Here is a 12,122-nt window from a genome sequence, read left to right on the forward strand (position 1 = left end):
AGTTTCAGTGTAAGGGAGGGGTGTCCATTTCATTAGCTTATTAGTGTGCGTGCGCGTTTATCCTGGGATACTCTTTCGAGCTTCCCTTGGTAACTTATTGAAAATATTGAAGAATCTTCCATAACTCAAATATCCCTTCAAGAAAAACGCGCACGCCTGTTACTTCGGCAATCCTGCGCACATAAACTTGTAAACCAAGTTTGCAAGTCTTTGATTCGGTTGAAGTTTACGTTACCCCGCTCCGACAAAACGCGCAAGCACGAAAACAAAGCGTGCCAGATTTTCTTGAAATTCGCAAATCATACTGTATGTTTAAGGCTCTTCACCGTTCTTAGTGGGAGAAGCTTGTATCCAGCCTTCCAAATTTAAAATATATCATCGCTTTATAACGCTCTTTATTCCGATGTCCATGAGCATTTCTATTGAGGTTCTTAATGTTTTTATTGATAGCCTCGGCCCGGCTATTGGAAAACCCAGATTTCATGGCAACAACAATTCCGGTCAGATGGTTTAATACCATTTCTGCAACGGCTATCAGCGGTCTCAGCCCCGTTGCCCTTGCGAGCCTGGCCCATTGTTTCCAGCTATTCCTTGTCTGAGGTTCTTTTCCTTTCCATATCTCGCGTGCTTTTTCTTTCAGAGTCCAAGCAATTGTAGTATTACTCATCAATGCTGAGTGACTGTCGATCTCTGCCCTCGACTCTGTATCTAATTCAGATCCGTTTCGTAACCATAGATAGCGATTTTTATGCACTTGAAGTCGTTCCAGGCTCGGTAGCTTTTTCATATCTTGTTTTCGGACTTCATCAACCGATCTTGTGATGGCTCGAGCAACATGAAAGTGATCGAATCCAATCAGCTTTGAAGCTCTGACGCCAAAAAAGTCGTGAGCGGCCCGAATGTAGGCGCGACTCATATCCATCGACAGCGACCTGGTTTTTGATAGCCATTGGATCGGTATGCTTCTAAGGCAGGCGATTAAACTATCTCTACTACGACCGTCTGCGATAGCCAGAACCATTCCAGCTTGATTACTCAAAACTGTTATGTATTCCCTTCTTGTACTGATACTTGTTTCATCGACATGAAGGTGTCGACAGTCTACTTTCCAGCGCCGTGACAGCCCGCGAGCAATACCTCTGCGGATAATCCTGTCTATATTCGACCAGCTCAATCGCAATTGCCTACTAACAGCGGATATCGTGTTTTCTTGCGCGAGTGCTAGAACACGGGACTCGAAAAGCATGGTGTAGTGAGAGCTACTATCAGCCCATGGAACCTGTAACGTGTGAATACCATGTTCTGAGCAAGCAACACGTGGCACGTCGGCTTGAATAATTGTCTTGTACTGGCATGTATCTAAATGCCGCCAAGTTCTCCGACGGCTGTCATAGAGTCGACCGTTTCCGCGGCAGATGGGGCATAACGGAGGGTTGCCACGATCATATGAGACAGTAACCAGTATCTCTTCTGAAGAATCATGTAATTCGACAGAGGTGGTCTTCCAGGGCGAAGACAGCCCAAGGATTTGATCGTAAAGAGTAAGCTGGTCCATGGCAGAATCACCTCTAAATCAGATGATCGCATGGTAACTATTCCACTGCATTCGGTGAAGAGCCATGTTTAACCAGTATATCTTTACATTTGGAGGCCAGGATGGCTAAGAGCAAATTTCTGACAGAAGTGCGCGAGTTCATGCGGCTGCATGGGTACAGTATTCGTACCGAACATACGTATATCTATTGGATCAGGTTCTATATCCGCTTTCATCGGTTGCAACACCCATCAACCCTTGGGCCTGAGCATGTCGTTATGTTCCTCAGCTTTCTTGCTAACCGCCGGGACGTCGCAATCAATACTCAAAAGGTTGCCTTGAATGCCTTGGCCTTCCTATATAACAAATACCTTAACCAGCCATTGGGGGATATTGGCTTCACGTTCGCTACCCGCCCCCGGCATCTGCCTACTGTGCTGTCGTCAGCCGAAGTGGGGAAACTGCTCGATGTGTGCAATGAGCGAGATCGCTTAATTTTTTCTTTGCTGTTTGGATCAGGGCTACGTATCACCGAGTGTTTACGGTTACGAATCAAGGATTTCGACTTTTCGAGAGGTACGCTGACAGTCTTCGATGGGAAGGGGGCTAAAGATCGTGTAACTATCCTTCCGAACAGTTTAAAACCTTCATGTATTGAATTTTTTGATAAGGCCATCGCTTTGCAGAAGGAAGATAACAAACGTGGGGTTGGCCCTTCACTACCTGGCGCACTGGGCATTTGCACGACTCTGTGCATCGCAAAGCGTTAAAGCAGGCGGTGATCAGTGCCGGGCTGACGTCGAAACGAATATCCTGCCATACCTTCCGTCACAGCTTTGCTACTGAGTTGTTACGCAGCGGCCGTGACATTCGTACAGTTCAGGAGTTGTTGGGGCATAGCGATGTAGCAACGACCCAAATCTATACGCATGTTGTGGGGCAGCACTTTGCCGGGACCTCCAGTCCGTTGGATCTTCTGGTCTGAGTTGTTTCGCGCAAGCTTCGCGTTGCGCTCCTACAAAGGCGTTTTGTCGGTATACTCTCTGGTACGTTTTGACCTGTGCTGAGTATGTTATGACACCTCCTGATATGAAAAACCCGATTCACCTGTTGGCCTTTGGCCTGGGCTCTGGTCTGGCTAAGAAGGCGCCGGGTACCTGGGGCACTCTCGCCGCATTGCCTGTGTGGTGGTTTTTATTGCAGGGTGTACCGACCTTACCGTATATCGGCGTATTGCTCGCGGGTTTCGCCTTTGGTGTGGTGATATGTGAAATCACGTCCCGTGATATGGGGGTACATGACTTTGGCGGTATCGTTTGGGACGAGTGGATCGGGGTGTGGATTACGCTGTTGTGGCTGCCGATGTCGGGCAGTTTAGGCACCGATTTGCTGTGGTTGGCTTATGCGTTTGCTCTGTTCCGCTTCTTTGACATTATTAAACCGTGGCCCATCAAATGGCTCGATGCCAAAGTCCACGGTGGCTTTGGCATTATGATCGACGATGTAATCGCCGGTATTTTCGGCCTTGTGGTCGTGCAGTTAACGGCTGCTCTGCTCTGACGCCTAGCTATTTTCAGGGCACTATTGTACCACGCTGATCACCCTAACGGGTGATTGTGCAGGCAGAGTCATGATCCTGAGGTCATTTAGTGGTATGTTCTTTGGCGACGTATTCTGGGGTATGAGGAGCTTCCCATGACACAATCAGTATTTCCTGTTGCTTCGGCAGTTGCCGACGACACTCAAGACTTTCTTAAAAAGGCCGACCCGGTGGCTTACGCCGTGTGGCGCCTTGCAGACGGCAGCCGCTCAATTGAAACGCTGGCCGGTGATGCTGGCATTTCTGTTAAAGAATGCTGGACGGCTCTTGATCGTCTGGCCGATCAGAATGCACTTTCTGAGCGAGTGGCCCCACCGTCTGCCACGCCGCATCCAGCACTGCTGAGTCGCCGTGAAGCTATGAGTAAGGTGATGATGGGTGCCTTAGGAGCGACCGCACTGATGAACGCCCCTCAGGTATTTGCGAACAGAGACATTTCTGTGGGCACAAACCCAGCTGTCGACACCGATGCCGCAGAACTGAAGCGACCAATGGAACAACGCCGCAAGCAAGCTTCTGAGCAGCGGCATAAAGTCGTCGAGAAACGCAAAGCGTCGGACCAAGATCAGAAAGCGGGCCAGCAGCGTGAAGCGGCCATGGAGAAAAAGTCGAAACGCGCTCAGCAGGAATCTAAGCGCAAAGCGGTACAGTAAGAAACTGCCGTGCTTAACCGGCCAGCTGCTCTTTGAGTCGCTGGCCTTTTTGTTTCAGATGACGAACTAAGTGGTCGGCAACATCCAGATCAATTGCGTGCTTAGGATGAGCAAAGTAGCAGGGAAAGTTCACTTCCAGAACGTATTCTCGTCCTGAGGTGTGCACCAGCACATCAACGCCACCAAATTCCAGCCCCAGCACCGCACAGGCATCAATCGCCAGCTGTTTCGCAGACTCAGGAGGAGGTGTCGTAAAGCACTCTTTCTTGTCTTCATCGACGCAGGTTCTGAAGTCCCCCTCTTGAGGGATGTTCTGATAGGCTGCAGCGACTTCACCATTTACTACAAGCATCCGCCAGTGTTCTGCCGGTTCGACGCATGCCATCAAGTGAACGTACTGGCCGTGTGCGCTTTCAAGCGCATCAGCAACAGAATAAAAGGTTGGCCAGTTATCGACACGAACGACACCAACGCCCAATGATTTACCCGGGACTTTAAAAATTACCGGAAGGCCACCCAGCGCTTCAACCCTGCGCTTAAGTTCTTCGCGGTCGGTGGTCATGGCATGGAAAGTACGGGGCGTTTCGATGCCATTACGAGCAAGGAAGAGTGTCTGGTTATCCCAGATCAGAAAAGCACCCAATGCCTCGCGATAGCAGGTTGCTACGCCCGGATGCACAAGCTGCTGCTCAATCACACAAGACTCCTGAGTAATGGCCACCCGATAAAGGAGGTCGCCATGATTAAGTACAGGAGGCTCAACATGATCAAATAACGCTGGCTCGATAATAATCGGCTTAAGCTCGTGAGCATGAGCCGCCGCAACCAGCTGTTCAGTCAGGTCTTCGTCGGGCTCATCTGAGATGATGATGAGGCGCTGTGTCATGATCCGTTTTCAGCAGTCTTGCGCTGACCTTTCAGCAGTGATATTACTTTTTTCATATCAAACTGAATGGTCTGCTGGAGCAACGAGCCACGCAAAGTCTTCAGTTCGGTAGCAAGCTCATCTGTCATCTCAGTGTAGAAAGGCATGCGTACTGACATCTGTACCGTAAATACACCTTCACCTGCTTCGTCTTTCTGAATACGGTAAACGCTCAATTCCATATACTGGCGATTCGGCGGCCATGAAAGGAAGTCCAGAAGTACGACCTTTCCTTTCTCATCACCCACCAGCTGATACTTTGCACCGGGATTCAGAGCCTGCAGTCCTTCAACAAGGCGGACCGCTACTTTCTGAGGATCATCACCAATCTCTTCTATTCGATAATTGGCGTAAATAACCGTGCTGGTCCAGGCCTTGAACTCTTCATTCGGCCTGATGTACTGGAGTGAGGTGACGCCCTCTTCTCCTTCAACGCGCGCAATTCGGGAGTAAACCTCGCCGTTCACGACAGGAACAACGTCTGCGGGCTTTAGCTCTTCAGCCTGAACACCGATACCCAGGAACAGAACAAATGAGACCACCAATATGTTTCGCAGCAACTGCATAAAACCACCATAGATAAAAGACACCTGTAAGACTACCGCCCGAACCTTTAAGCTTCAACGTCCGTAAGCGCATGTTTAACGCCTGAGTATCCGGGCAAGTGCGCCCAGATTAAGTAAGCTAGCGAGTGAACCAGCAACATAAGTCATGGCTGCTGCCGTCAGAATATGGCGCGCAGAAGCCATGTCCGCCGAGCTTAGATACTGCCCCTCTTCAAGTATGGGCAGTGCTTTACCGAAACTGGCATCCCACTCAACGGGTAAGGTCACTAGGTTTACCAGTACTCCAACAAGCATTGAGCCAACCGCTGCAATAAGTGTCCAACGGGAGAGCGCCGGGTTAATCCAGATCAGCAGGGGCGTTGCCGCCAGAAACAGAGGTGCAGCCTTGCTTACAATCCAGCTCAAGCGGGCCAGGCCACCGCGTAGGGTAAACAAACTCTCGTTATTGTGATGCTGAATCGCATGCCCTACTTCGTGAGCCGCCACGACAACACCGGTCAGTGTACGCCCTTCGAACTTATCCTGGGTCAGGCGTACCGCTCTGTCCTGAGGGTCGTAATGATCACCGTGTTCGGTAACCTCGACTTTGACGTCATCAATGTTGAGTTTCTGGAGCAGGTGCCTGGCCATATCTGCACCATTGCCCGGAAAGTCGCTACGCTCCTGACCGTGTTTTTTGAGTACGGATTTCACCCACAGACCGGGCAGATACATGATCGCCAGAACAATCAAAACGAGAACCAGGTACAACATCACGTCCTCTCTGATGAAATCTTCGGGCGAGCGATTTTATGCTCGTTTAATAAATGGGTACCACGCAGCACAATGTCACTCTGAAATGCTTTCTCGTAGCGCACATCAAGAACATACGCTTTAACACGCAGGCGGATTGCCAGCATATGAGCGACTTCGAGTTCTTCGACAACGAATGAAACCGGCTTTTTGAGATAGGCGTAGCGACTCGTGACCACGACCTCTTCAAGAAGCTTACGCGCCCACGGAATATCGGCATCCAGCGCAAGATGAAAATCGGTCACCACCATCATGTCCAGTTCGCCAGCGTTACCAGACGACACGACGTCAGTAATAAAGCGGGAATTAGGAATCGTAACCAGATTATCGTCCAGCGTGACTAAACGCACTGTACGTAGCCCGATGGATACAATCTCACCGTAGGTATCACCAAAACTAACCCGGTCACCAACCCTGAATGGGCGATCGAACAACAATAAAATACCCGCAACCAGTGAGGCCGCGATATCTTTTAATGCAAAACCCAAGGCAACAGCAACAGAGCCAGCCGCAGCAAATATCAGCTCCTTAGGGGGCTGTAGCACACCGATTAATAAGCCGACCGTCCCGAAAATATAAAGAGCAAAACTTAATAACGTCGAAATCTGAAGAATAAAAAATCGCCGCGCAGGGATTTTTTCCATCAGGCGATTACTGACATTGTTGAGTGTTTTAGCTAACGCCCAGAGTGCAACGCCCCCTGCAAACAATAGGAAAATAGCGTAAAAGTTAAAAATGCCTGCAACACTCAGCAGGCCATCAACAAGACCACTGGTATCATTCATGCAACATATTCATCCTGTTAAGAATACTGACAACGGTGTGGTACCAGAGCGCAGTTATCCGATAGCGCCCGTCCTCTCCTTTTTCGACGATTTCATCTTCCAACGTCGCCTTGAGTGAGAAACGGACTACGTTCTCGGAGAGATTTGTCACCCGCATAATTTCAGCAGTATTGAGCGTACCGTGGATAACGATGGCCGCCAGAATAAACGACTGATTTGAGCCAGATTTTTCAATCCGGCTGCCTGAAGGAATACGAGGCACACGCACCGTCACTTCGTTCCGGCGTGTCGTTACGGACTCCTGCCACAAACGCAGCGCAGTGACAGGAACACCTCGGCTTGCATCCCATAACAGGCTGAAGTACCTCTGTTCGGCATTACGCAGTGAGTTATTAGCCGGCGCCCGCGTATCCATTAAAACATCGTCATACCGCAGCCGGTAACCGCTCTGCTGATTGCGCGATAAAATCAAAGAGCGGATTTCCGCCTGCGTCCAGCGCTTCACCCGAACAACATTACGCATCTGATAATCACGCCCAAATACATTGCAAAGGTAAGCCCAGCTCTGGTTATTGATCACAATCATCCAGAACAGATTACCTGCCCGGGCATTCGTCAAGCTGAGCAGTGCCTGCCAGGCATCGAGAGCCCCGACATCAGCAAGGAACAGGTTCTCGGCGTTGTTAAGAACCAGGACAGTCGGCTCAAGTGCTTCATTGGCGTTAGCCAAAGCGACGGGGCCATCCGCGAGATCGACGCCGATCTGCTCGCCCACCAGCCCAAACAGAGTATTTGCGTCCAGCGTTCGCGCCGGGATATCCAGCATCGAAATGCGAACTTCCTGGCTGCCAGCTGCAATTTCCTTGCAGAAGCGCTTCACCGCCGATTTTTTGCCGATACCCGGCTCGCCCGTCATCAGTAAGACATTGTCATCACCGCGATCAGCAATCCAGGCACTGTAATACCGCTGAAAGACATCACTCAGTCCGGTGTTGATGATCGGATACTCGGCCTCACCGTAGCTCTCGAACCAGCGCAGATAGTTCTCATCGGTGCACTCTGCGACTTCGGCTTCTTCTGCGTCTTCCTGCAGCTGATTCCGCATCCGGAACCAGCGTGCGCTCAGGCGCTGATACCATGCAAACTCACCCAGCAACTGCTCAAGGAAGGCACGAAAGAACAACACCAGGTTTAGCGGAATCAGCAGAGGCAATAAGAAAACGGTTATGCGCCCCGCCGCCAGAGGCTCGATAACCGGGTCGAAACGCTCAGGTGTCAGTCGCTTGAGATTGGTGACCAGGGGTTCGCGATAAAAATGCAGCAGATAACTCAGCATCAACCAACTGAACAACCAGACCAGTGCGCCTATCAGATGGCTCACTGCGGTACTTTGCAGCAGATATTCGGACAAGGTAATCACTACCCAAGGCAGCAGTAAAAGCGACGTCACCGAATGGGAGCGTCGCTCCAGAAGCTCGGTTGTTTCACTGTTCAGGTAGCTGCCGGCGCCCTGACAGGCACTGAGAAGAAACCACTCCAGAGACAGATTTACGAGCACATAAACAACGTACACAGCATAGAGCAGCGGCAAAGCACCGCCCGGCCCTGCTTCTGATGACGGGAATACAGGGACGATCATCGCTCCCCAGAGAAGCAGCAACCAGGGGACCAACGGCGTGATACTGGTAACAAACCGGGTCAGGGCGCGCAGCCCCTTGTGTTTTATGTCGCCCGATACCAGTTGATTGTGCAGCCCGCGGAGGTATCCGGTGAGCCAGGCAGCAAACCAGCGCGACAGCGATCGCAGTGGCAGTAGTAGCAGGAGAGGGAGGCCCGTCCGTGCGATAATGCTGATTTCTTCACCACTCGGCATGCCTTGTAGTAACAGTGTCCAGGCTCCCAGAACGCCAGCTATCACTGACTGAAGCTCGCCCCACTCACGCTCCAGCAGAGATACAACTGCAGTCCGATCGACTGCAGCCCACACACTTAACGGCGCAAACAACAGGGTAAAAAATGTGGTCTTATGTAGTGTCATACTCTTCCTGAATTACAGGCAGGCAAAGGAAACGCCACCTGACGCCTATTAGCGGCTACTACGGCCCTGTCGTCAACCGGGGTTACGCAAAGAAACATCCTGTTCCGCTCATAGATTAGGCAATAAGAGCACCTGCTGATAGAATACGCGCCCTGTTTTACTCAGAGGGTAAGCCCCTTGAACATCAATTTCGTCGCCTCATGTAAGCTGCCAACACCTTTCGGTGTGTTTACCATGCATGGTTTTGAGGAAGCAGAAACAGGGAAAGAACATATCGCGCTGACCATGGGCACGCTCGATGACGGCGAGCCAGTTCTGCTGCGCGCCCATTCCGAATGCCTGACGGGTGATGCGCTTTTCAGCATGCGCTGCGACTGTGGTTACCAACTGGAAGAGGCCCTGCGCTCCGTGTCTGAGGCCGGACGTGGCGTTGTTCTGTACCTGAGACAGGAAGGTCGTGGTATCGGGCTTCTGAACAAAGTGAAAGCCTACAACCTTCAGGATCAGGGTGCAGACACTGTCGAAGCAAACGAGCAGCTTGGTTTTGGCGCCGACATGCGAAATTACGGCATGTGCCAGCCAATGTTGGAGCATCTGGGTATCACTTCCATCCGCTTGATGACCAACAACCCGCGTAAAGTGAAGGCGTTGGGTGATGCCGGTGTCACGATCGAAGAGCGCGTTGCTATCGAAGTTGGTCGCAACCCCCACAACAATGGCTATCTGAACACAAAAGCCAGCAAGCTCGGCCATTACCTATCGACTCATCAGGACGACGAGCCGGAAGCATAACTATCTGCGCCGCAGGTTACTCTTCATCCTGCGGCGGTTTCCTCACATGCACGAAAATCTCGTGACCTTCAAACTGACGCATCAGTGCCTGAAGTTTAGCCACATGGCGCTCCGTTAGTTGAGTGCCACTGGAAAGCAGAACCGCACCTCCAGGGCTGACCAGGTTACCCGCAAGGATCATCCCCTCTTTCACATCCGCAATATTCAGGCGCTCCATGCTGGAAATCGCACCGCCATCATAGGTTTCCAGCGTTTCTGCAAAGATATCCACCAGCTCACGGTCATAGCGCTGTCCGGCTAACTTCAGCAGGTACACACGGGCATCTTTTTCGGAAAGGGGCTCGCCCAGGAAGTTACTTTCACGCTGCAGCTCTGCGTAGTCGCAAACGATGCGGAGAATCCGTGATGACTTAGGAATCGCGTCCCCCGCCAGTCGATCAGGAAACCCCTTACCGTTATAAAGCTCCATGTGTGAGCGGATAATATTGGCGGCATTCTGCAGCGGCTCAAGCAGCATCAGCGAGGTCTGACCATTAATGGTAAAGCGCGCGTATTCCTGCTTCTCCGCATTGCTCATTTGCGGAATGGCTTTAATCAACACAGAGTCTGACAAAGACATTTTGCCGAGATTTTTCAGAAGTGCTGCGTAATAGGTGTCATTAATCTGAGATTCATCGAGGCCCGCATTCTTCGCAAATGAACGAACCAGTTCGGCGAATCTTTCGGTGGAGCCTTTCTCCATTCCCAGGCGGTCTTCCATGCTCCCCACAAGAATATGCACCATGGCATCAAACTCGTGGCGCAGTGTTTTATAAGCATCCTGCAGCTTTGCTTCCGCTTCACCCACCGCATCTGAAGAGGCTTCGTATTTTGCCTGCAGTTCGCGATTAAGACGCGCCAGCTCGTCATTCTGCTCGACGATGTGCGCGCTCAGACGTTGGTTCGCTGACTTCAGCTCTTTTGATTCAAGTGCTTCGGCGACCATATCCCTGAGCTGATCGTTGTCCCAGGGCTTCGAGATATAGCGGTAAATATTCCCTTCATTCACTGCCTTGATGGCTGAATCCAGATCAGAATACCCGGTAAGCAGAACCCGGATCATGGCCGGATATTGTTCAAAGCAGGACTTCAGCAGCTCAGCGCCGGACATACCAGGCATACGCATGTCCGAAATAATCATATCGAAAGAATCAGTTTCGAGAATGCTGAGTGCTTCTTCACCGCCATTTGCCAGCACGACATCGTAATGACGGTAGAACAGACGCTTTAACGCCTGCAGAACCCCCTGCTCATCATCGACCAGCAGTAACCGGCCACTTTTCTCCCGGCCTGTGGTTTCAATTGACATGGTCTTTCTCTCCATTGCGAACGGGTAGCGCCAGAGTGAAACGGGTGCCTTCACCCTCGCGACTATCTACTGAGATAGTCCCCTGATGCTCTTCTATTAATTTGTAGCACAAGGCCAGACCGATGCCCGTGCCTTTACCTTCTGCACGGGTCGTAAAAAATGGCTCAAATATATGGGCCTGCACCTCCGGGGACATTCCGCACCCGCTGTCTGAAATTTCAGTATAGAAGATATCCCCGCGATGGTACTGACGGACACTGACGGTACCCGTTTCTTCACCAATAGCATGCAATGCATTAATCATCATATTCATGATCACCTGCGCGAAGCGCGACGGGTGGCATAACATTAGCGGAGGGGTAATCAGATCCAGCTCAAGAGTTACATTCGCAGGTAGCCTGCTGCGAATAATGTTAAAGACCGCCTGCAGATCTGTATTGATATCAGCAACCTGCATACTGGCGTCACCGCGACGGCTCAGCGTCTGCATGTCAGCCACGATACGTTCGATGTGGGCGATGCCTTCAAGGCAATCTTTCAGGCGCTCCGGCGCGCCCTTACACACCTCAGCAACATCGAGATTGTGATAGGCAGACAATGCCTTCTGGTAAAACGGGTTACGTATTTCAAGATGGTCGGAAGCTGAATCAAGAACACTGATGAAAGCGTTATAGGCCTCAATATCTTCATTCAGACCATGCAGATTGCTGTGGATGTAGGCGAGTGGATTGTTGATTTCGTGACCGATACCAGCCGCGGCCTCGCCTAACGTAGCAAGGCGCTCAGCCGAGAGGGCCTGAATTTCTATCCGCGCCTCGGCTCGTTTGCGACACCAGGCAGACACTCGCCAGATAACCAACGCGGAGAAGAGCACCAGTGCCGCACTCGCTATCGGAGATAAAGGACCAAACAATGCGGAAACAGCGTAGCCACACAAGGTCACGATAATCAGTGCAGAAATAGCGGTAAACTGGCGTCGCAGCGGCATGAGCCCCTCCGGAACTGAACCTTAATTCAGTTAAGCAGCTTCTATGTGAAGCGCTCGGCGACAGGGGCAAATAATGAGTGACTAATCAGACACTTAGGGCG

Annotated in this window: 13 protein-coding genes; 5 read left to right on the top strand and 8 right to left on the bottom strand. The window is 51.2% G+C overall.

Annotation, left to right across the window (positions count from 1 at the left end; all coding sequences use genetic code 11):
* Positions 1-331 precede the first annotated feature (331 nt).
* Entirely contained in the window at positions 332-1,555 is a 1,224-nt protein-coding gene (locus tag AC5E51_RS13170; protein WP_491778681.1) for an ISL3 family transposase, read from the bottom strand.
* A gap of 101 nt (positions 1,556-1,656) precedes the next feature.
* Between AC5E51_RS13170 and AC5E51_RS13175 the strand changes: the two genes are divergently transcribed.
* The 4 genes from AC5E51_RS13175 (at position 1,657) to AC5E51_RS13190 (ending at position 3,787) form a co-directional block, all read left to right on the top strand.
* Entirely contained in the window at positions 1,657-2,304 is a 648-nt protein-coding gene (locus AC5E51_RS13175) for a phage integrase N-terminal SAM-like domain-containing protein (RefSeq protein WP_491778682.1), read from the top strand.
* On the top strand, positions 2,286-2,519 hold the full coding sequence (locus AC5E51_RS13180) for a tyrosine-type recombinase/integrase (protein ID WP_491778683.1): 234 nt from the start codon (positions 2,286-2,288) through the stop codon (positions 2,517-2,519). The genes AC5E51_RS13175 and AC5E51_RS13180 overlap by 19 nt, the downstream gene beginning before the upstream one ends.
* Positions 2,520-2,608: 89 nt before the next feature.
* Complete coding sequence (locus tag AC5E51_RS13185; RefSeq protein WP_068440532.1) at positions 2,609-3,094, top strand: phosphatidylglycerophosphatase A family protein; 486 nt, start codon at positions 2,609-2,611, stop codon at positions 3,092-3,094.
* Between the two features lie 135 nt (positions 3,095-3,229).
* Complete coding sequence (locus AC5E51_RS13190) at positions 3,230-3,787, top strand: hypothetical protein (RefSeq protein ID WP_491778684.1); 558 nt, start codon at positions 3,230-3,232, stop codon at positions 3,785-3,787.
* 13 nt (positions 3,788-3,800) lie between these two features.
* Here the strand turns inward: AC5E51_RS13190 and AC5E51_RS13195 are convergent, their stop codons facing one another.
* The 5 genes from AC5E51_RS13195 to AC5E51_RS13215 all read right to left on the bottom strand — a co-directional run bounded on the left by AC5E51_RS13195 (position 3,801) and on the right by AC5E51_RS13215 (position 8,893).
* Complete coding sequence (locus AC5E51_RS13195) at positions 3,801-4,673, bottom strand: ATP-grasp domain-containing protein (RefSeq protein ID WP_491778685.1); 873 nt, start codon at positions 4,671-4,673, stop codon at positions 3,801-3,803.
* Positions 4,670-5,278 carry an HI_0983 family protein gene (locus AC5E51_RS13200; RefSeq protein WP_068440543.1) on the bottom strand — a complete coding sequence of 203 codons (609 nt, stop codon included), beginning with the start codon at positions 5,276-5,278 and terminating at the stop codon, positions 4,670-4,672. Before AC5E51_RS13200 ends, AC5E51_RS13195 begins: the two co-directional genes overlap by 4 nt.
* A 75-nt stretch (positions 5,279-5,353) precedes the next feature.
* Positions 5,354-6,031: a zinc metallopeptidase gene (locus AC5E51_RS13205; RefSeq protein ID WP_488046444.1), complete on the bottom strand. Its 678-nt coding sequence runs from the start codon at positions 6,029-6,031 to the stop codon at positions 5,354-5,356.
* Entirely contained in the window at positions 6,031-6,855 is an 825-nt protein-coding gene (locus AC5E51_RS13210; RefSeq protein ID WP_491778686.1) for a mechanosensitive ion channel family protein, read from the bottom strand. Before AC5E51_RS13210 ends, AC5E51_RS13205 begins: the two co-directional genes overlap by 1 nt.
* Positions 6,848-8,893, bottom strand: a complete 2,046-nt coding sequence (locus AC5E51_RS13215; RefSeq protein WP_068440548.1) for a hypothetical protein — start codon at positions 8,891-8,893, stop codon at positions 6,848-6,850. Before AC5E51_RS13215 ends, AC5E51_RS13210 begins: the two co-directional genes overlap by 8 nt.
* Before the next feature lie 177 nt (positions 8,894-9,070).
* Here AC5E51_RS13215 and ribA point away from each other — a divergent pair, with 177 nt between their 5' ends.
* Positions 9,071-9,685 carry a GTP cyclohydrolase II gene (gene ribA / locus AC5E51_RS13220; protein ID WP_068440551.1) on the top strand — a complete coding sequence of 205 codons (615 nt, stop codon included), beginning with the start codon at positions 9,071-9,073 and terminating at the stop codon, positions 9,683-9,685.
* 16 nt (positions 9,686-9,701) lie between these two features.
* Here the strand turns inward: ribA and nosR are convergent, their stop codons facing one another.
* Both nosR and AC5E51_RS13230 read right to left on the bottom strand, forming a co-directional pair.
* A complete protein-coding gene (nosR, locus tag AC5E51_RS13225; protein ID WP_068440555.1) occupies positions 9,702-11,033 on the bottom strand; it encodes a response regulator c-di-GMP phosphodiesterase, NosR family in 1,332 nt (443 codons plus the stop codon).
* On the bottom strand, positions 11,023-12,021 hold the full coding sequence (locus AC5E51_RS13230; protein ID WP_068440558.1) for a sensor histidine kinase: 999 nt from the start codon (positions 12,019-12,021) through the stop codon (positions 11,023-11,025). Before AC5E51_RS13230 ends, nosR begins: the two co-directional genes overlap by 11 nt.
* Positions 12,022-12,122 lie beyond the last annotated feature (101 nt).

The sequence above is a fragment of the Thalassolituus sp. genome, assembly GCF_984348125.1.